Annotated in this window: 16 protein-coding genes and 1 tRNA gene; 7 read left to right on the forward strand and 10 right to left on the reverse strand. The window is 44.5% G+C overall.

Annotation, left to right across the window (positions count from 1 at the left end):
* Positions 1-166 precede the first annotated feature (166 nt).
* On the reverse strand, positions 167-799 hold the full coding sequence (locus ACO0KZ_RS00005) for a trimeric intracellular cation channel family protein (protein ID WP_422991465.1): 633 nt from the start codon (positions 797-799) through the stop codon (positions 167-169).
* 192 nt (positions 800-991) lie between these two features.
* On the opposite strand from ACO0KZ_RS00005, the gene ACO0KZ_RS00010 reads away from it, so the two are divergent.
* The 4 genes from ACO0KZ_RS00010 to ACO0KZ_RS00025 all read left to right on the forward strand — a co-directional run bounded on the left by ACO0KZ_RS00010 (position 992) and on the right by ACO0KZ_RS00025 (position 4,818).
* Positions 992-1,261, forward strand: coding sequence for a type B 50S ribosomal protein L31 (locus ACO0KZ_RS00010; protein ID WP_422991467.1), 270 nt, complete (start codon positions 992-994; stop codon positions 1,259-1,261).
* Between the two features lie 218 nt (positions 1,262-1,479).
* Positions 1,480-3,207, forward strand: a complete 1,728-nt coding sequence (locus tag ACO0KZ_RS00015; protein ID WP_422991472.1) for an ArnT family glycosyltransferase — start codon at positions 1,480-1,482, stop codon at positions 3,205-3,207.
* Between the two features lie 158 nt (positions 3,208-3,365).
* Positions 3,366-3,450: transfer RNA gene (locus ACO0KZ_RS00020), tRNA-Leu, on the forward strand.
* 174 nt (positions 3,451-3,624) lie between these two features.
* Positions 3,625-4,818, forward strand: coding sequence for a tyrosine-type recombinase/integrase (locus tag ACO0KZ_RS00025; protein ID WP_422992743.1), 1,194 nt, complete (start codon positions 3,625-3,627; stop codon positions 4,816-4,818).
* Between the two features lie 63 nt (positions 4,819-4,881).
* Here ACO0KZ_RS00025 and ACO0KZ_RS00030 read toward each other — a convergent pair whose 3' ends face one another.
* Positions 4,882-5,151: a hypothetical protein gene (locus ACO0KZ_RS00030; RefSeq protein WP_422991474.1), complete on the reverse strand. Its 270-nt coding sequence runs from the start codon at positions 5,149-5,151 to the stop codon at positions 4,882-4,884.
* A gap of 715 nt (positions 5,152-5,866) precedes the next feature.
* Between ACO0KZ_RS00030 and ACO0KZ_RS00035 the strand changes: the two genes are divergently transcribed.
* From ACO0KZ_RS00035 to ACO0KZ_RS00045, 3 genes are read left to right on the forward strand one after another with little or no spacing between them, the layout of a single operon-like run.
* Entirely contained in the window at positions 5,867-6,091 is a 225-nt protein-coding gene (locus ACO0KZ_RS00035; RefSeq protein WP_422991476.1) for a helix-turn-helix transcriptional regulator, read from the forward strand.
* A complete protein-coding gene (locus tag ACO0KZ_RS00040; protein ID WP_422991478.1) occupies positions 6,088-7,035 on the forward strand; it encodes a hypothetical protein in 948 nt (315 codons plus the stop codon). Before ACO0KZ_RS00035 ends, ACO0KZ_RS00040 begins: the two co-directional genes overlap by 4 nt.
* Before the next feature lie 27 nt (positions 7,036-7,062).
* Entirely contained in the window at positions 7,063-8,127 is a 1,065-nt protein-coding gene (locus ACO0KZ_RS00045; protein ID WP_422991479.1) for a site-specific integrase, read from the forward strand.
* 59 nt (positions 8,128-8,186) lie between these two features.
* Here ACO0KZ_RS00045 and brxL read toward each other — a convergent pair whose 3' ends face one another.
* From brxL to ACO0KZ_RS00085, 8 genes are all read right to left on the reverse strand, one after another.
* On the reverse strand, positions 8,187-10,247 hold the full coding sequence (brxL, locus tag ACO0KZ_RS00050; RefSeq protein ID WP_422991481.1) for a protease Lon-related BREX system protein BrxL: 2,061 nt from the start codon (positions 10,245-10,247) through the stop codon (positions 8,187-8,189).
* A gap of 15 nt (positions 10,248-10,262) precedes the next feature.
* Entirely contained in the window at positions 10,263-12,872 is a 2,610-nt protein-coding gene (gene pglZ, locus ACO0KZ_RS00055) for a BREX-1 system phosphatase PglZ type A (protein ID WP_422991483.1), read from the reverse strand.
* Between the two features lie 15 nt (positions 12,873-12,887).
* Positions 12,888-14,192, reverse strand: coding sequence for a type II toxin-antitoxin system HipA family toxin (locus ACO0KZ_RS00060; protein WP_422991485.1), 1,305 nt, complete (start codon positions 14,190-14,192; stop codon positions 12,888-12,890).
* Entirely contained in the window at positions 14,185-14,607 is a 423-nt protein-coding gene (locus ACO0KZ_RS00065; RefSeq protein WP_422991487.1) for a helix-turn-helix domain-containing protein, read from the reverse strand. The genes ACO0KZ_RS00060 and ACO0KZ_RS00065 overlap by 8 nt, the downstream gene beginning before the upstream one ends.
* A gap of 204 nt (positions 14,608-14,811) precedes the next feature.
* On the reverse strand, positions 14,812-16,047 hold the full coding sequence (locus ACO0KZ_RS00070) for a Shedu immune nuclease family protein (protein WP_422991489.1): 1,236 nt from the start codon (positions 16,045-16,047) through the stop codon (positions 14,812-14,814).
* Between the two features lie 17 nt (positions 16,048-16,064).
* Positions 16,065-17,414, reverse strand: a complete 1,350-nt coding sequence (locus ACO0KZ_RS00075) for a hypothetical protein (protein ID WP_422991491.1) — start codon at positions 17,412-17,414, stop codon at positions 16,065-16,067.
* Positions 17,407-21,048 (reverse strand): BREX-1 system adenine-specific DNA-methyltransferase PglX, encoded by a 3,642-nt coding sequence (gene pglX / locus ACO0KZ_RS00080; RefSeq protein WP_422991493.1) that lies wholly within the window; start codon positions 21,046-21,048, stop codon positions 17,407-17,409. Before pglX ends, ACO0KZ_RS00075 begins: the two co-directional genes overlap by 8 nt.
* Complete coding sequence (locus tag ACO0KZ_RS00085) at positions 21,045-21,821, reverse strand: hypothetical protein (protein ID WP_422991495.1); 777 nt, start codon at positions 21,819-21,821, stop codon at positions 21,045-21,047. Before ACO0KZ_RS00085 ends, pglX begins: the two co-directional genes overlap by 4 nt.
* Between the last annotated feature and the right edge of the window lie 23 nt (positions 21,822-21,844).

The raw sequence follows: 21,844 nt of genomic DNA on the forward strand, positions 1-21,844 counted from the left end.
TCTACCTGATCAACCACTGATAATTTAAAGGCCAAGGTGTAATCTCTTTGGCTCCTGCGTTCTGTTGATTTCATTGACGTTCCTTTCAATCACGAAGAAAACTGTCAATCTATTTCAGGACGGGTCACAGGTACAAATTAAGCCTGCCAGCTCGAAAAATCAAAACTTAACCTGGTAGCTTCCAGTCAAAGCGCACTGCCAACAAACGCAGAATCACAGTGAGTGCAATACCGCTTAACACAGCGCTAAGCTCAGCGACACCGAGCAAGGCCAACAATAGATAAGCCCAAGAACCAAGAAAAGCACAACTGGCATACAACTGGCCACGGCGAAATACCATAGGAATTTCGTTACAAATTACATCCCTGAGCACACCACCAAAAATACCCGTGATCACGCCCATCATCACACAGACAAATAAAGGCATGTGCATTTCATAAGCCAATGAAGTACCGCCGATACTAAACAAACCTAAACCAAGCGCATCGGCGTAAAGAATGACTTTTTCGGTAACAACCTGACGCAGTTGACGAAAAAATGGCGATACCAACAAACAAAAAATAAACACCAAGGTTGGGTATTCATAATTTGCTATCCAAAACAAAGGTCGTCGGTCCAACAAGATATCTCGCACCGTACCGCCACCAAAAGCCGTAATAAACGCCACGGTAAAGACCCCGACCAGATCCATCTTCTTACGTCTAGCCTCCACCAAGCCAGAGCTGGCAAAAACAAACACACCGATAACTTCGACCACATGAAGTACCGTACTCATTCCTGCCTGGATATTTGTTGACATACTTTTCCTTGAAGCCTGCTAACACGCTCAAAATCGTGCAATCCTATGATTTTATTGTATAATTACGGGCTTAGCTTAACGCTAAGAAACTTTTTATAAGATTAAACCCTGGCAAGTGATAAGCAATCGGGTCAAGAAGCAAGACGACCGCCGAAGTGCGTATTGGCTACCAAACTATTTTTTGAGGCAAGCATGAGAGACGGTATCCACCCAAATTATCGTGAAGTTTTGTTCCACGATGTATCTAACGATTTCAAATTCATCACACGTTCTACAATCAATACACGTGACACGATCGAATTCGAAGGCGCAACTTACCCATTAGTAAAGATCGAGGTTTCTGCGGAATCCCATCCTTTCTACACTGGTAAACACAAAATTGTTGATACTGCAGGTCGCGTTGATAAATTCCGTAAGAAATTTGGTACTGTTGGTTCTAAGACAGCTATTTCTAACCAATAATTTGCGATATGGCGCATTTTGTCGGATAGTACGACGATGCGACAAAGTTACATCAGCAGTAAAAAAAGGCAGCTCAGGCTGCCTTTTTTGTATCATCAAGTTTTACACTAGACGTCATCTACATTCCTCTGCTTCAATCTGTCGGACAGCCGCCGCGTTATCGCGCACCGACACACAAGTGGGGAAACGAAGCGCTCATTTCTCTATCGAAAAGATCTATGAAACCAGTCCGCCTGCCTGCCGCTGCCACTATTGCTCTGCCACGCTGGAGTATTTTTGCGCTCTGCCTGCTCTATATATTGCCCGGATTAATTGGCCGCGACCCATGGAAAGGTGTTGATGCTGCCAGCTTTGGCGTGATGTGGACGATGGCACATGGCAATTTGCACGACTGGTTATGGCCACACATTGTCGGCTTACCCATGCCAGAAGAAGGCCCCCTCGCCTTTTGGCTAGGTGCACTTTGCATTAAATTATTTGGTGGTCTTATTGGAGACCCCATGGCCGCACGCATCTCAACTGGCGTGGCCTTTTTGATTGGATCAATATCAGTCTGGTATTGCACCTACCTATTAGGGCGTCGCCAAGAAGCACAGCCTTTAAAACTAGCCTTTGGTGGTCAACCAGAGCCCAGCGATTTTGGTCGAACTTTGGCGGACGGTGCCTTGTTGATCTATCTCGGCTGCCTTGGCCTTTTACTACCCAGCCATACCACCAGCACGGGTCCTCTATACATCGCTTTAATTGCATATACGCTGTATCTCTGCATACGTTTCTTCGATCTTCCACAAAAAATCACCGCAATCAAGATAGGTCTTATCTTTGGTTTGCTGGTGCTTACCCGCGGCTGGGTTTCACCTGCAGGATTACTTGTCACTTTGCTGGCTGTATGCATTTATCGCAAACAGCCGCTCTACAAGTACCTGCTTGGCCTAAGTCTACCTATTAGTCTCTTGATTGTCGGAGCATGGCTTTTTGCCTTGCAACAAATTCAGCCCTATGCCAGTTCCCCATTGGGAGGCTGGATGGATTGGAATTACCGTCAAATCGGCTTTCCAATTTTTGACAACTTTAAACATTTCCTCGGTTACAGCATCTGGTTCGCTTGGCCAGCATGGCCTTTCGCTGCATGGGCTATTTTCGCTTGGCGCAAACAAGAACGCGCATTACATATTTCCTTGCCTTTAGGATTCTTGATCTGCTTCACGATCCTGGCGCTACTCAATCGCACGCATGAAGAAGGTTACTTACTTCCCCTATTACCGCCATTAGCCATTTTGGCTGCATTTGGATTGCCGACCATGAAGCGCAGTGCCATCAATGCCGTAGACTGGTTCGCGGTGATGGTGATGACAGGCGCGGCTGGCCTATTTTGGTTTGGTTGGATCGCGGCGCAAACAGGCTGGCCAGCTAGGACGAGCGCCAAGGTACTCAGTTGGGCACCGGGCTTTACACCAAGCTTTAATGCATTCACGTTCATCATCGCTCTGGTCGTCAGCATTATCTGGTTCCGCATTGTGTACTGGCGCATTTCGCGCCAACCATCGGTACTATGGCGTGCTGTTGTATTGTCTAGTGGCGGCGTGATTTTATGCTGGTTCTTACTAATGTCCTTGTGGCTACCACTGGTCAATCACCGCGTCAGCTACTCCATCGTGGCGCAAGATATGACACAAAAAATCAGTACGCCCTACCGGTGCATAGACAGCAAACTCGGCCCATCACAACGCGCCTCCTTCGCCTATTTCAGCGGCGCGCATTTTGCCGGCTTTAATGAACAAAATTGTGACTTGCTGCTCACGCAAGGCAATCGCCGCTTCCAGGGCCAAATAAAAGGTCCCGTAGACAAAGACTTCCCCGGCACTTGGGAAATGATTTGGGAAGGCCAACGTGCTGCGGATAAGGATGAGTTCTTTACGCTCTACAGAAAAGTAGAAAAGAAATGAATCGCTAGTGAAATATAGCCCAAGACGTCAAAAACAAGATTTGCTGAATAATTAAGCAAACAAGCGTTTTCAAAGAGCGAAACCGTAAAATATAACAGCAATTTAGGCCAAGTGCTTGCAATAATCGGATCATCCTGTCATAATTCTGTTCATGCGTTGCCGAGATGGCGGAACTGGTAGACGCACTGGACTCAAAATCCAGCGCCGCAAGGCGTGCCGGTTCGATTCCGGCTCTCGGCACCATTTACTTGTCTCAACAAGTATCAAATCGACTCTTAACCCACATGTTTAACTGCATTGTGGGTTTTTTGTTGTCTAAAACAGTCTCACCCGATATCATCAAATCTCAATATTTTGATGGTATTTCTGTTGGTACTTCGATGCTACCCCAAATCAGGTACCAACAAAGGGGATTTCATGGCTCTTACAGACACATTCATACGTAATGTTAAACATAGCGGTGCACCTGCGGGAGACAAACATACCGACGGGCATGGGCTTTTTCTCTTGGTAAAGGCTGCAGGCAAATATTGGCGGCTAAATTATCGTTTCGCCAATAAGCAAAAAACTTTGGCACTTGGCGTCTACCCTGAAGTTTCATTATTGAAAGCGCGCAAGCGACGAGAAGAAGCGAAAGAGCTGCTTGCCGAGAATATTGACCCTGCCGAAACGAAGCGAAAAGAGAAGCTAGATCGAATTAAGTCGGCTGAATTTACGTTTGAAAAAGTCGCTAATGAGTGGCTTGTGAAAATCAACTCAACAAAATCTGACAAAACCCACAAAAAAAATACTGCTTGGTTACATAATCACGTCTTCCCCTACATTGGGAAAGTGCCAATTTCGACATTAGGGCCGCGAGATATACTTGCAACCGTTCAAAAAATTGAGGCTCGTGGCGCAGTAGAGTCGGCCCATCGAGTCAAAAGCCTGTGTAGTCAGATTTTTCGTTATGCCGTTGCGACTGGGGTTGCTGAAAGAGACGTCACAGTTGACCTAAGAGGTGCACTCCCTCCTCCACAGCGAACAAACTATGCAGCAATCACTGATCCGAAAGAAGCAGCTGCCCTATTAAGAGCCATACACGGATACTCAGGGCATCCATTTGCTGTCGCAGCACTTAAGTTAGCGCCTTTATTTTTTGTACGCCCCGGTGAATTGCGTGGTGCTGAGTGGGCAGAGTTTGATCTTGATAACGCAGTTTGGTGCATCCCTGGACCTCGCATGAAAATGGGCATTGAACACATCGTCCCATTATCGCATCAAGCATTGGCGATCCTCAAAGAGCTGCACAAATTAACAGGTCATCGAAAATATGTATTTCCGAGCATCAGAACGGACGATAGATTTATGAGTGAAAACACAGTCAACGCAGCACTACGCACGATCGGATTCGACAAAGAAACAATGACTGGACACGGTTTTCGGGCAATGGCACGAACTATTTTGGATGAAGTTCTTGGGGAGCGAGTTGATTTGATCGAACATCAACTCGCCCACGCGGTCATAGACCCAAACGGCCGCGCTTACAATAGGACTGCCCATCTCCCGGCACGGCGTGAAATGATGCAACGATGGGCCGACTATCTGGATAAGTTGCGGATCTCTTTATGAGAGTGAGCGTCAAATTGAAAATTCACATTAAATCCATCTAAATTTCAATCTGACAAAACTGCTTCATTGCAAAACAACATACCCACGACCGCTGAGACATCGACGAATAATGTGTCGTTGATCGGTTTCACCCTCTGCTGCTCCACCGACTGCACCACTCAACGCACCCACTCTCGCGATACTTCCGCGATCATATTTAATTCCCGCTGCGGCTGCCAAAAGCGCACCCAAAATAGCGCCAGCAGCGGCACCGGAAGCCGCTCGTTCGGCGGCGCCAGCAGTTTGTAACGCGAATTGTCGGCATTCATTCAGATCAAGCTCAAACTTGTTCATGTCGATACTTTTGGAATCAACTATTGGCCGATAGTTTACACCCGTGGTTGCACACCCAGATAAAACAAAAACTGCTAACAGACACAGAGTCTGCACTCTCCTCTTAGTCACAATTGTTCTCCCAATAATTTTCGATGGTTAACGACACTGTTTCGTCGAAGAACTACGCTTTATAAGAAGGAATCGACTGTCATCTAAAGCGGTTTCTTCATACTCGACATAGGTTGAACAATATTGTGAATCTGCGACAAATTGTGTCGCGAACATAAAACTGATGCGTGATTCGAGATTACTCAGAAGAATCAATCGAGAATTGGTCTTCAACTTCGACGCTTCACGATTAATTGTCGGACAAATACAACACAATAAGAAAATATTTGGTTCACCCTATTTTCGCAAAAAAACTCACATTTTTTCCATATCCATTTTTCAACAATCGGCGCCATTACTGACTTCCACGGTTGTTAAATTTTTGTCGTAATGATTTTCTGATTTTTTTGAAAAAGATTTTGTTAGAAAAATGAATTCGACACCGTGATTTTTATTGTAATCACATAGCTAAAACCCAACCCAAACTCGGAGTTTTATTAGATATCGAAACACTGAAAAATAATTCTATCTCCTTCAATTTGAGACAAAAATTTTGTGTTGATATTGATTCTCTGTTGATTGATATTGACTTCGCATTACTCATCTTTTTGAAAGGAAGAATTAAATGAATCATCAAATCGTACGTATGAAAGAAGCCGCAAAGAAATTGGGCGTGAGTCCAGCAACGATGTGGCGTCGAATCAAGAAAGATCAATCCTTTCCGCGCCTCATTCGGATCGGCTCCGCACCACGTTCTGCGATTGGTTTTTATCAACATGAAATAGAAGAGTATCTTGAAAAATCAACACAGCAACGGGAGACAAAAAAAAATAAAGGAGTGGATAAATGAAAATCGACTTAGCCGATGCAAACAAAGTATTTTGGAAGAGTATTCCCCTTTCACTAATTCGCGACGAGCGCCTTACCTACGCTTCGCGTGCTGTTGCTATCCATTTACTATCGATGTCGGCTACGTGGAACTTCTCCGCCACAAAACTACATGAGGTACTGCGAGTCAAATCAAAAGATAGTGAACACCTCGGAAGAGATTCAACGAAAAAGATAATCAAAGAGCTAGAGCAACACGGGTACCTCGTGCGAAGAAAAAAACGATTGGGAAATGGGGTGTGGAAGTGGTTTACATCATTCCATCCGCTCTGTGGGATACCTTATTTGGACGAAAAATTTTCCAAGAAAATCGTAAATGATGAAGCCACCATCGACGGCAAATCCAGCAATGGTGAAGGCGTCGATAAAAGTGGTTTTCAAGAAGAGTTTTTAAAAAAGAAAACACAACAACAAAAGTCACCTTGTACTAAAACAATTGAAAAAAGTGCTAGTCTCAACGATGAACAGCACGAGATTGCGAATGAAAATAAATTCGAATCATTTGAGCTCGACCTCTCGCACCCAATGCTTCACCATCACCGATCAATATTTACAAAGGTGAGCATGAAGTTCTCTCAAAGCATTTCACCACTAATTCATCAGCAAATTGCAGATGAATTTGCGGGCGTTTTAAGCCAGATTCAAGCTGGAAATCATGGTGACATTCATTCAAAACGTGCGTGGCTTCTTGCACTATTCAAGTCAGCAAAGCTGGACGAATTTATGCCTGAGTTCGGGCCTGCGATCGCTAAAAATCGAGAAACTCAGAAGGTACGCAAGCAAAGCGAGAGCAACCATTATCTTCGAATAGAGAACGATATTGGACTTCCCCAAGATCAAAAAGAAACAAAAAAACATTTAGACAATATTAAAAAAATCTTGAAATTTACCAGTAAAAAACGCTAATAGCTACCGCAAACACTGTAGGAACATATGAATACTCAACTAGACAACCAAGCTACCTTGGACAGCCTTTTCGAGAATCTCTGGTCCAAAATAGACTCGATATCCCAAGCCACTATCAATGAGGCAACACGCCAATGCTACGCGAAAATTTATGAAAACATGGCATCAAAAATTGATTATGAAAACGGCATAGCATTCTGCGATGTTTTGTATCAATCAAAAAGAAAAAATACATACTATTCAAAGTTGGCAGCATGTCGATACTCGATCTGTATCAAACTAAGAAAGGAACATGAAAAGGCTCGCATAGCCATCTCCGAGAATGACACTGACACCTTTCAACAATCAAAATCGACAATACACAAACTAAAATGTGAACTGGCAGAAATAAACGCAATGCCGCCATCGTCTCAAATCAAATCCATAGAAAGTAGAAAATCAAAGCGAGGTTCGTTATCTGGATTGCCAGTCGATTGGCGAAAACAACTATGTTATCGAATGATATCGAGCAAATATTTCTTCCAAACGTTAGCACTGGCAATTTGCGGTTGCAGACCGCATGAAATGAAATTGGGCATTTTGATCAAGTCAGTCGTCGTCGATCAAATTGAAAATTTCGTACTTGAAATTCACGGTGCAAAAGTTACAGATGAAAATGGTCAAAAGTACCGTCATCTCACTTTTTCGGCTGACGCAAGCAATGCGCTGCTTTCTCCTTTGATTAACTTTGCCAAAGAGATGGGGGGATCGACAGTCCTAAAAATTCAAAATGAAAAAGCGTTCTCGTCCGCAATCAGCCGTTTTGCGGCAGAACTTTGGCCAAAGCTTAAAGTACCAATAACGCCATACTCATTTAGGCATGCATTTGCTTCAGACATGAAAGCCACCGGTGACCAAGATACTGTTGCACAAAGTCTGGGTCACAGATCAACTCGAACGCAAAAACGTTATGGCCAAAAACAGCTCTCAAGATCGAGTGATCATCCAATACCAACTGAGATTTTAACCCCGTTTCCCATTCGCCAAAATATCACACGATTTTCTAAAAACAAAGAGTCAACAAGCGACAATGGCTTAACGGAGGGATGCTAGAACAGTGCAATCATTATATGCAGCTTTCCAGCATCCAAGCCCTTTAACCAATTAGCGATTTACTCTACACCCAGCGCTTTAAATACCGCATCAACCGGGTCTGAGTAAAAGCTAGTTTGAAATTTTGAGAAGAGCTCGCCTGGCACCGTAGCGATCGACGATACGCTGCTCATTGGAATAAGGATACGCTTTGCACCTGAATCAAACGCCGCCTGCATTGACTCTGCGAGATTCTGAACTGGCGCAACATTGCCGCCTAAACTCATATTGCCTAGCACGACCATTTGCGATTGGATTGGGCGGTTCATCAACACTGAGCTCAGAGCGACGAAGGCAGGCAATGTCATTTGATCTGTTGGCCCTGTGTTATTAAGTTCAAGTACAGACAGGTGGAAGTCATGATCATTGACCTTAGCCGATGCGCTAACACGACCGACGTTCGCCTTGAAATAATCGAACGCGATACGGATCGGCTCCTTTGTATTTGCGCTTGATCCAAGGCCTGATAGTGATAATTTTCCGTTGCCCGGCGTCGATTGTAATTCAATGCGATAGACACCTAGCATGCCACTGGCACTAGGCGCAATCGTGTGCAACGTGCCTGGCTTTAACTGTCCCTCTGGGATCAAGCCACCGCCACCTTGCTCGAGAACAGAAACAAAATGCTCTTCCAATGTATCGTTGTCAATATAGCTGAAGTGCACATCATAAAACTCCATGCCACCCAGTTTCTTCAATTGCTCTTTAACACGGCGGCGCCCTTCTAACGCATATTCCAAGCACCGACCTACAGCCTCTTTCGTATAATTACCTTGCGGATAGAGCAGCTTCAATAGTCCCGAAACTGTCTTTCGCACAGCAATTGTATCGCGCTGATTTAAATTACTTCCTAGCTTGAAGAATTTATCAATTGCATCGGCAAACGACACTTTACGCATCTCACGCAAATACTCTGCAAGATAATCAACAATCATACCGTACTGATTCGTAAAGAACTCCGGGCGCATTTTAGGAATCTCCCAGCCAGGAATATAGCAATGGAAGCGATCAAAAAATGCCGTGTCTATCATTGCATCTGGAAATGGTGCAAACAGATGGCTTGTCTTTACTAAGGATTCCACGCTTTGATTTACATTACCGACGAACACCATCGATGCTGATGCACTAATCGAGTCGCGACCACGAGAGAACGACCCAGAAGCCATATAGTCCTTCATTATCTGAACACCGTCATGGTCTTTAAAATTCACCCCAGCAACCTCATCGAAGGCAACAACATCCCACAATCCAACCAAACCAACTTTACGACTGCCCATGTTATAAAAAAGGTTTGCAACCGTCGTTTGCCCGCCCGACACCAAAATCGAGTTCGGACTAATTTCTTTGTAAATGTGACTCTTACCTGTACCACGTGGACCAAGTTCACAAACGTTATAGTTGTTTTCGACTAATGGAATCATGCGCGCTAACAAATGCCATTTCGCACGCACTTTGAAATGGGCTGGTTCCATCCCCGTCGAACGCAAGAGAACTTCAATCCACTGCTCTTCAGTAAAATACTTACGCCCGTCCTTCAAGGCATCCATATCCATATTCGGCATTTGGATAGGCTTTAAATCAACCATGCGGAATGGTGAGCCTTTTTGATTCTCTTCAAAGAAATAATTTAAGGTGACGATGCACCAAATACCGCCAGCGAGCAGTTTTTCAAATTCTTTAACGTCAGAGCTATCAACTTCGACGCCCGTCACACCAAGGTTCGAAAGTAAAGCTTCATAAACGTCGCGCTTATCGTTAAGCTTCACTGTGATTTTGTCGATGATCTTGTAAGTACCTTGTTCGCGGATCTTACTCTTGATCTTTTCCGCCTCGTCCGGACGTACGTAGTTCTCGGCTAGTATTCGCTTAACTGTCACCAGCCCCTCACGAATCACGTCCGCATCATCAGATGCGCAATACATACCTAGCAAATACTCCAGTACATAAACTGGCACGTTCGCCCCCTCCTTCACCATTTTCGTGAGGTCTTTTCTCACTACGCGTCCCGCGAAATGTTGGTTGAGAAGGTTATCGAGCGTTGCCGTGTCTACGGTTGCATCAACTTGAGCAGTTTGGTCCATGGTCTTATCTATTCTTTAGAAATCGTTACTCAGTGCGAGATCAATACGGAAATTAACGCGATCAATTTCCGCCTTCGTATTGGCATCCCGTATCACCAATGCATAATCTTTATTCTTGTCATAGGTGCCGCCTAATACGGTGAGCATTACCGTTTTCTTGCGTTCATCCATCAGATTGGAAGAACTATCAAAACTGACTGTCGCTTCATTACTAATTAACCGATCGTTCTCGGGATCACGCAATGAGATCAAAGCTATTCTCGGCAGAATTTTATCGGTCACAGCTTCAGTTTGAATGAACTCAAATTTTTGGCGGTTCGTAACAATTTTTCTGACCGATCCCATCAAGGTAATCTCAACTGGTCGCACTTTCGATTTTTCGTTGTCGGTCACACGTACTGTCAACACGGGTACGACGATCTCTTGCAACATCGCACCACCGTGAACAAATCGAGCGCCACCAGTAAAGTGGAATCGATTAGCGCCCTTCGGAACCCAGAAATCAAGTCCCTCGGTGGTGCCTGCTGTTACGTTCGTATTGCCGCACCATGCTTTGCTTGAACTAACTAAATTCTCGCCTAACAAATAGCGCTTCTTGGCTTTCAATGTTCCCGCTGGTTTTTCATCTAAGCTGCTCTTATCCGCGGCCTCTAAGTCTTCCTCTTGATAAATAAAACCATGATCCGCCGTTACGAAGACAACTGAACCATTAAGGTTATGGATCACATACTTAATTACGGCCTCAATTTCATTGATTGCCTTCTGACACGCGTTAAAGGTCTCTGACTCGGTTGCCTGTTTATCTCCAATTGCATCAATCTGGTCGTGGTAGAGATAAACAACTTTGTAGGGTCGTACGAAGTCGCGTCCAGCCTCTTTACCCATCGCGACTAATTCATCAGATTTGATCGCGATACCATCATGGCCTTGCAAAATCGCAGAGCGTTGATCGAGGGATACGGTTGGTTTGCCATCTACCAATACATCCGCATTTGCGGTAGCCTTATAGTCAAGCCGTTTGTGCGGTAATAGCGCAGCCATCCCCAATGCCGTATACGAGGGAAGTACACCTAGTACCCCATCCAAATTTGCTTTGAACCGATTAGTAGAAACTGCACGCGCCAATATTTCTTGGGCGACTTCATACCGAAGCGCATCACTAATCAGAACAAAAGCACGATTCTTCGCTCCTCCATCGATATAAGGCTTGACGTAATCGTTGAAAAAATTCTGTTGATTACGACTATCGTGTAACTGCCAGTTGGTGAGCAAACCATCATCAGCCGCGACAAAGCGTCCCCATGTTGACGAAAGCTGGGACATCACTGAAGCATATTGACCGCCCATCCAAGTCTTCAAGGTCTGCAAAAACGTCCAACCGTTAAGCTCAACCACATCGTTTGAGTACATAAAACGACGATAGCACTGATCGAAGCGGTATAACTCCTTTTGGTAGGCAGCAAACATCGTTTCCGCAGTGGGGTAACTAAAACCTTTTGTGTATGGAGCCGAGAGTTCACTGAAGCTAGCCGCAGCCTCTATCGCATCGTAGCAAGCGCCAAACGCTTTAATGATGGTGTTATGCGATGCGAGGACCGTATTTGCCCAGTGCCCATCTCGGCGCTTTGCTGCGATCGCTTGAACGTGAGCGAGCGCAGCGATATCGTCTTGTTGAATAACATCTCGCAAGCCTACCAAAATACGCTTTTCAACATCGGCAAAAGTCTGCACGTCCAACAGGCCCAAATGGTCACAATCATTAAGGTTTTGAGGAATATTCAGTTCCTGTGCAATTTGTTCGCTGATTACATCGTAGCCAGCGAAGAGATTCAAATCTCTTCGCCAGCGATCACAAAACACGGCAACTTGAGGCAGCTTTTTGTTATCTTCCAAAACAAAATTTTGTAACGAAGCCGGAAAAGCACCATGCCTCGTCATTGCAAAGTCACTGACAAATAAGTGAAATAGCAAATCACGCAAACTGCGATCGTCAGCTTGGTACCCAAACTGCTCGCGCACCATACTCCAAAACGGTACTTCCAAGTCGAGATTTGTGATTTCCGTCAGTAGCTTTGGCACTTCATCCAACTCGGCTTCTCCATCGACAACCAAGCTTGAGAATAGCTTATACAACATTGCAAATGGCTCAACTTGATCTGCTCGCAGCAAAACAGCCATCATCTTCAAATCGAGTGTTGGCTCGTCATCGAGGGGTGCTGTCAGTTTCTTCAATTTTTCGACGCGATCCTTGTTCCGCAAAAACTTACTACGGCGTTTGAGATGTTCGCGCATTACTTGGTTCACCAAGCCAAGCTCGTCTAGCTGTATCGAAACAGCATCAGCCCTAAATATTCGGCTACAGAGACGAATATTTAACAACCAATCTTCTTCTGGCAAAGGCTCTGGCTCTTTGCTGTAGATGAGATACTGCCCCGTGCGATCTTCAAATTCTAGTTGCTTCTTAACTGCCAACTTAGGCTCATCATCAAGCATCAGCAGCGTGACACCGTCTGGCACATGCGAGTGAATGTCGCTGAAAAATTCCTGCTCAGCGTCATTCCAAAACACAATGCGGCTCTCGCTAAACAAACCACTCAGAACTGTTTTTATCTGTAATTGCGACATACATTACCTTGTTTCTTATCTCTTCATTTTGAATGGTGAATTTGGGATTGAGGTACTTTTCTTCTTCTGTTTTTTCACGTCAGAAAGTTTCAATTCTTCTAAAGCATCGCTTTCTATTCGTACCCTCTTTTTTGCGCCTATCGTTATATCTTGCTTACCAGCGTTCCATTCCAACAGCATACGTTTACCCGTCTCCCGAAAATACGGATAACGCTCAATCATTTCTGTCAATAACGGTATTACCTGATCGATTGCTTGATGAATACTTTGTGCAACCTCATCAAGATCACGTGACAACAATGACAGGCGTGTGCTGCCCAATAAGCGCAATTGCTTACCCATCCACCACGCTTTTTTACCTTGCAAGCTTAATGCAGGCTTATCCTCAAGATGTGGGTAAGCGGAGGTTGTAACCACGTCATAAACAGGCGCGAGAACGGCATCATCATAGTTGGAATAAACAAGCGCAAAGTTCTTTAAATGCGCATCGCCATTATGCAAGGCGTAGTTTAGTAAGATAAGCTTATACAACTGCTTTGCGCTCTCTTGCTTTTGAGTCGAGACAACATATTCGTTATGCAATTCGACAATGCGCTCTAACGAGCATTTGTATTTATTGACCGGATCAAAAGCAGCAATTGAACAAAAGTCTTCAAGTGCAAGCTGTTGTCCACCTTTGCGGTCAAAGCGCTCCACAGCCAATACCTGTCCATCAGCTGACAATTCCGTTTTTGGCACATTTAGATCAGCAGCACGCGCAACTTCGAGGCACAGATACTCGTTGATCGCAAGCCCAGGTATTTCTTGAGTTCCTGTTTTTAGAATTAGCTCATCGGTCCACACTGTCGCTTTAGCACTCACACTGGAATTTAACACCTTAGGCATCACACCTGAAATACCCTCAAGCACACCCTCATTCAAATAGCGCAACAAACTCGATTGAGAATCTTCGCTCGCCAAAATAGCGGCCACTTCAATATGTGAAAGTACCGTTGCAATGGCAGTACCGTGCGGCACCACTCTTACCCGCCCAATGACGTTGGTACCCGTCAATTCAAGTAAGCCCCAATCTGTTACATCGGCATGTGGGCCAAGTGTTTGACGAATGGCATCCTTCTTAAAACCCTCAGGTAAATTCTGCTGAAAAAAGGGAAATAAAGACCGCTGCCACACATAGCTTTCAAGGCGAACTGGCATCGTCAATGAGACTAAATATTTTGACGGCGTATCAGGCAAATAATTAAATACGTACTGCTCACCATGATCACTCAGCACACCGACCATTCGATCAAGTACATAGACGTCCAATAAATTACTCATGGCGCTCGCGCTTTTTCGAATGACGAACACGCTGACGGGCTACTGAATCTTTCTGAAGACTTACTTTTCCTTGATTATTCGTATTAGTTGGTGTCACCGATAGGTGTTCTCCGCGGGTAACCACAAACTGGCTGGGCGCCTGCTGGATCACAATCGGCAACCCCAAGCCAATTCGTTGCTCTTGTTTTGCATCATCCAACGTTCGACGTTGCCCAGCAGGTCGTGTCTGTAAATCAAGACCAACAGCAGCAAATAACTGCAATAACTTAACGACGCCAATCTCGGCAAGAATGCCACGCTCGAGACCAGAAATACTGGACAAGCTTACTCCTGTTCGCTCAGCCAACTCACCCTGAGTCAGCTGTTGGCGAATACGGGCATCCTTTAATGATTGTCCAAGCTCGAAGAGATTCATAAATAATTAAATAAAGCTAATTAACGCAGATAAATATAATAATACGCTAAATATAACCACTTACAAGGCACTTTAGCCTTTTCGAACGTTGAATATCAAAATGATTCAGCAAGCGAACAACAATTAGGTATTGCAAATGACGATATTTCACTAAATTTAGCACTTTAAATAGGTAAATCTAATTAAGTCACTAAATTTAACTATTTATTTGAATTTAGCGATAATATTTTCTAGTCGTTGTAGAAGATCGTCATAAGTCATGATGTCGACGATGTTGGCATACTTGCGTTTGATAATTTCAAAATCAAATTTTTGAACAGCGGCAAAGTCTTTATCTCGTCCCAATATGATCATTGCTTTCGGATTAGTGATCTTAATTTGCATACCCGGAGGTAACTCTGTCGAACGTTTTTTATTAATCTCACGTTCGCCTTCAACACCCCATTTATTCAGATGAAAAACATACTTCTCGACCTGCATCACAGCACCCGAAAGTTCCTTCTTCGGAATATAGTTATCACGGTACTTATTGGTTGAAAGCAAACAGTTACTGAATGGCTTCTTGATCTCAACAATATCGATATTTCCATTTGCATCGACAAGCGTAAGATCGATAAAGCGATCTGTCGTCTTACTTAAAGATGAGTAGTAGTCTTTGATTTGTAGATTCTCAAGCACCGCGACATATTTAGGGAAAATCAACAACAGCAACTTCACCATTAATTGCTGCCATGCCTTTTCTGTATAAGGTTCGGAGTCCTTGAGCATCGCAGTCATTTTGTCCCGAATATATTCAAATTTGATGATCTCGTATTCATCAAGGATACTGGCGGGCGACAGTTGACCACCTTCGTCGCGCTCCCTGATGTCCGTACTAAACGTCTCTGCACTGTTCCGATTTAAATGTTCTTCGAGCTTGCGCTCAGCATCACTCATCGTGCCAAAATAGTCTTTCAATATTCGAGATATTCTCGAATGAGCATAATGTTCCAAAGTTGTTTTTGTTGGAAAAACTCTCAACAGAACATAGAAATCCTTCAGAGGGATAGCCCCCTCCATATCTCCACCGACGACAATTGGTTCATCAATGAAATGGTCAATCTTACGAAAAATCGAAATATTTCCGGTCGCCATAAAGAATTTCTTTGAAATACACAGTGATTTATGAAGTAACAAATCAAACTGAATATTAAGTATTGACTGATCAATCCTAAAATAATCACCGTCAAGCGATGCCAGGAGAAACCGACGCCCAGTCTCATGCTCTAATTCGATATCTGGATCTACCAACAATTGACCCTGAGAAAAAGTAAAAGTCTTACCAAGTGTCACTTCACCATCTTCTTTTAACTTACGGTCGACCCAAGATACTCCACCAGAAAAATCGTCTGGAAAATATTCGAGTACCAATTGTGTTTGTTCATTTATGACTTCAATCACAGACATTCCTCAATTTATCAATGTCCTGAATCCGGTGGAAAATTCACATGCTTAGTACCACCAACATAAGAAATATACTGACCGCGATATCCCAGTGCAGTAAATAGAATGCGTACAACGAGCTCTCTGATGAGCGTGAAGTGATCCCAAAGTTCGCCTTTAGGGTGACCATCCTCATCGTAATAATGGCCTCGATGCACGATGAGATCTCTCGCCTTCTTTGCTGCTTCTATTTGTTTATCACTGATTCCATCAAGCGGCACCTTCCATTGTTGGATAAGTGCATTCAGCTTATCAATAATTGAGCATCGATTGAGGTCATTGAGTTTTTCATCAAAATTTTTAACGAGTTTTTTAGTAAGTTCACCATTGGCAGAATATTTAAAATTAATGAATTCAGTATATGCGTCCCTCAATACCGTCTTCGCTTTCTTAAACTCATTTTTAGGCAAAATCTGGCTTGTCGACTCGTCGAGATTCGAGGCCACCAAATTCTCAATCACTGTCATCGCATTAATCAACCGTACTTCATTGAATTTGGCATCCATCGCAAACCATTCAATGGCATAAAACAGATTCTTAACTTGAATCGGAGGGCAAAAAAAAGATGTAACAGCGGCCTCGAAAAACGGTTGCTGGTTCAAGAAATGCGTAATCCGCATCGGACTTACCGATTGTGTCGTTTGCGAATACGCGATAATTTCGACATCTGACGCGCCATAAAATTCACGGATCGGTGCACTCAGAATCGCGGAGGAGGAAAACGACATGACCCGTCGAACGTGGTCGAGTAACGCATCGGCCTTTACTTTCCATTCCAATACATCGCTCGGTGACTTTGTCGCCTTAATTTGTAAGGCGCCGCTCACCAGTTGCGGGTTATCCAGTTCTTTAGGGCCTATCATCGAAATCGTGCCTAAGGCACATTCAACGGTTAGAGGGTAAAATCCTTGAAAACCGCGAAGCCGCGATGTCATCATGGGCAAGTCGGAAATGATCGACAAAGGCGCAGAAAAATTCGAGACACTTGAACTTGCTGTTGGCTGAAACCAATCGCCTTCCAATTCGCCAAAAGACGAATTCATTGCAGTAAAAATGAGGTTATCAGTTTCAAGTTGCACGCCACCTTCACTAAGACCGCGAAGTGAAAACTGTTCAAATCTACTGCCCTGATTATCGTGCGTATGATAGATAAAACGGAGTTGATTGTTCAACGTCATTCGTTCGAACTGATATTCCACCTCCCCCGTCTCATCAATACGCGCTTGAAAATTGATTGCGGTGCGATTGTCTCCAAGGCTAATTTCACCAGTGAATGCAATCCACTGTGAGAAATCAGTCTTAGGCACATCAACCGACTCAATCATCCCCCGCCCCACCCGTAATCGCTTTCACCTCTGCCAGCAAATTGCCGAACTTGCCGTAGTTCACTTTGACGCCGTCGTCTAGGTCTAGGCTGATGCGTTGGTCTGCGTAGTGGCGGAGTTGTTCGTCGAATTGGGCTAGCTCTAGTTGTTTTTTCTTGAGTAGGTCGAGTTCTTTTTGTAGCTTGTTGCGTTCGGACGTGGTGCTGGCGTTGTTGATTTGGTTTTGTAGCAAATCTGCGCGGCCGCCGAATTTGCCTGCTAGCGGAATCACGTATTCATTGCGCATGCGTGCCAATGTGCCTTCGTTATAGCGATGTAGGTACACCAGGCACTCAAAGGCTTTGTGTTTGCCTGAAGAGAATAACCAATAGATAGGACGCTTTTTGTAGGTCTTCAGATGATCTTTGAAGAAGCTGCCAGCGATATAGGCGCGGATCGCGTCTTCGGCATTTTGTCCTGCTTTGCGCCCCAGACTATCGGCCAGCCAATTCATGTTTTCATTTAAGGTGGCTTCACCCCAAACTGCGATTAAAAACTCGCGCACACGATTGGTGGCATCGTCGTCGAACCAATATTCATCGGTGACAGGTACGATGCCATCGGCATCTGCAGGGAATTTGGTGTAGCGCGCGAGGTCGAAACCAACATTGCCAGCGTGGGCGTAGATTAAGCCCGGTTCATCTAGGCTGTAGCGGCCCATCATGCAACCAATGGCGTAGGAAATCAATTCTTGTAGTGTTGAAACCAACAAGGCAGCTTCACGCTCAATTTCGTTCTCAATTCCTCGATATCGATAACTTGGATTGCAGGTTAGCGTGATATCACTTTGAGCTACATCTGGTGATAAGACTTCCTTCAAACCAAAAGAGCCGATAAATACTTGATTGTTCTCTATTTCTAAACACTGAATTTCACGTATGAGCTGTTCCCAACGTTCTCTTAAATCTAAATAGGATGCACTAAGTTTCTTATTCCCGTCTTTAAGTTCACACAATGAATGTGAGCGAAATTTCTCTGCAATCTCAAAAAAATTCCAATCGAGCTCTGAGATTTCGATACAGCGCTTTCCGATATGCTCATCAATCGCATCTAAATTGGGAACTGGCAAAGCTTTTATGTCAATCAAATTTGCATGAATTGTCGGATTAATTATTGAAAGAAATCGCGAGTAGGGCTTTGAATTTAATGCGGACAGCATTGCTACTATTCCTGAATCGTCCTTCAAGAAAAAGCTAATGCCTGTCGTATCGTAAGTGGAATCGCTCGGGAGATATCTGAACCCTGTACCTGAAGAAGTAATGTCAGTCCAAGTGATACCAGGGCGATACCAAAATCTCTGATCGATAATCCTTGAAGAAGTATTCCTAGCATAAAACTCTTTCGCCTCCTCACTCCAATCAATAACAAAATCTAAATTTCCCCACCATTTTCTATATGGCCCTCCCTTAGCATATTGAAGCCATTTCCTATTTCGACCAACCCGATCAACGCTAACTTCCCACCAATTTCTAAGGAAACGGTCATTGTCTGCAGTTACATTTTTTCCTTCACCTTCAGCAAATGATGAAACTTTTTCAAAGCGAAAACAATTTACTATTCGTCGGTCAACCCAATAAGAAAGTGGACTACTTGGTATTTTCTTGAAATCATCCTGAACCGTTTGATCATGCCGATGTGAGCCTGATGTCAAAGCAATTGCTTTCTCACGTTCATTACCCTCAATCAATCTGAAAAACACTGGTTTAAATCCGAGCTGATGCTGTCGCTGTAAGACAAATGCTGTCGTTTGTACCACCTCACCCGAAATCTCAGTAAAAGCGCGTGCGCCGAGATGCGCCATTGTTATAATCGTACGCTCGCCAAGTAAATTTTCCCGCATCGCTTCGTACGAGGACAAGAACATCCAACTTTGCATCGTCACCATGCTGTTAAAACCAGATGCTTTACACCAGCCAAAACCACGTTCAATGAACATCGCAAACAGATCCGATTTACTATCTGGGAACCGTTTTTTCGCGAAATCTTTTACCAACGGATTCATGCCTTTACCACCCATGTATGGTGGGTTAGCAATAACAGCATCATAGGCACGACTCAAGATCAAACCTTGAATCAAAAAATGTTCACGAATTTGATTCGCATAGGACTGAGCCAAAGAATTGCCTCTTTCCGCCACATCGCGCAATAATACCTCTAGCTTATCCAGCTTCGCAGTCAATGAGTTTGGCACAGTCAACAAAGAGCCAAAAGTCTTAGCATGCTCAAAAAACTGGATCAACTCCAGCAAATCATTCACTTTCAAACCGCTGGAGTGCTGCGTCTCTAATTGCCCGCCACCAAACAACTGCCCGCTAGGTAGGGCTTCCCCGCCTTCTAAAGCAATAGCCGCATCAAACACCGTTTGCGCCATAGTTTCGTCATCGAGACCATGGCTGTCTTGCAGTGCCATGACATTAAGCACCAACTTATTTTCAAATAAGCGCCTATCGTCGGCACGTGCCTTCATCAGCAAGGCAAAGCCTGCAAGCTGGGCTGCGCGGTCGTCTATGTCGAGGCCGAATAAGTTTTTTTCTAAAATCAGGCGCGGAATGGCGCGCGGTTGGTAGCCGCGTTCGAGGTAGATGGCTTTGAGTAGATCGTAGGCTTCGACCAAGATATGGCCTGAGCCACAGGCGGGGTCGAGTACGGTAATGGTTTCAGGATTGAGGCTACTGCCATCTTCCGCCATACGCGTTTGGATCAAGGCATCGAGCTGGGCATTGACTTCCGGAGTTTGCTCGGCTGGCTTGATGTAATACTCCATTTGGCTGACCAGATTGGAGCTGGGGTTCGCCATCAGCCATAAGCGGCCTATGCTGTTTTGGGTGAGGTATTTGACGATCCAGTTGGGTGTGAAAAGCTGGGTGGCTGCCGGAATGTCTTCTGACTTAACCACTTTGCCGATGACTTCGTCTTTTTTATCGCTGATATAAAACTGGTAGAGCCAGCCGATGATCTCGACCTGTTCCCAATCGGCTTCGTCAATATTGTTCACCATCTTGGCGATGACGGAATCGGTATTGAGCAAATTGTCTGGTAAGAGTAATTCGGTTTCGTCACCCAGAGTTTCAAATAAAAAGCCCATGCTTTCGGCCAAGGCATTACATTGCGTGGTGAGCAGCAGGCGATAGAGTTCATTATCTTTATTGCCGTCGAGCTTCAGACGTATGACTTCGTCGCGGTTTAAGCCGGGCAAAGAGGCGCTATCGAGACTGGCGGCGTTTTCTAAAATCTCTGGCAAACCACCCTGCACACCGTCGGCGTTATTGGAGTTAGACAGCACGCGATAACCATGATCGAGATAGCCGTGTAATTCCATATAACGCAAGGCCGCAAAGCGGTTAAACCAACCATAGGCCTCCGCCTCCATCACCGCAGCAAAACCCTGCACCTGTACGCGCTTAATCAACAAGTCCCTCTGCTGCACCACGCTCGCAGGCCATGGCCGACCATTGATCATGGCGATGTCGCCGGTGATTTGGACGGGAGCGATTTCTGTTGCGCTTAAGCCCAACAGATTAGCGCGTTGGGTTACAGCTTGGATATAGTCACGACGCGCTTCTGGGGCGTAGGTTTTTAGTTTGGATTTGTTCATTTGATTGTTTCGTAGATTTTTAGTGAATCGGCGTCGCATTGAGACGAAACAAAACCTTCAAGCCCCTTAACACGCTCCCACTCATTCTTCAAAATGATTTGAGTAAGTTGAATTAATTCTGGTGTATGAATATGTAAACCCATTTTTTCATCCATCGCCATTTCATGCATGACATCAAGACGGTTAAGCAGAATCTTGAATTCAGGCTCGGTGGGATTAGCCAACAAATGAATTTTGCACTTCAGGCTCACTAAATTTGATTTCTCTTCGTTGAGCCGACGACACCACTCAAGATTATTGTTGATCGCTATCTCTGGCGATAACGTGTTGTTCGCTGGGTCGGTACCCACTTTTAACGAATGTAGATCCGATATCTTCAAAAGCACCGCAACATATTGCGCCATCGTATCGCGAAGTGAATTTATCCAATCTTGACGGTTCTTACTAAGTATTTCTGCCTTCACTCGCTCTCGGATCTGACGATCACTATCTTCAGCAAACTTTTTTTGTGCATCGATAGATGCTTTCATAGATGCGATCTGTTGCTCTGTCGTTTTTTTGACTATATATGCTGTGACTACAAATGCCAAAATTGACGCTACCAATCCGACAATCGCAAGCCAATCTGTTGGTGCATCAACTTTAATTTCTGGAAGGTGTGACACAGATAGTTCTGCTCGCGTCGAAGCACTTGGAACTCCTGAATTCGATATGGTTATTTGAGGCAGTGTAACGACTTGTGATCCTGGTACAGCGTTCGCTTTTTGACTCATTAGATCTTTCCAAACTAATTTAA

Source organism: Undibacterium sp. Di24W, assembly GCF_049340325.1.
Taxonomy (GTDB): domain Bacteria; phylum Pseudomonadota; class Gammaproteobacteria; order Burkholderiales; family Burkholderiaceae_D; genus Undibacterium.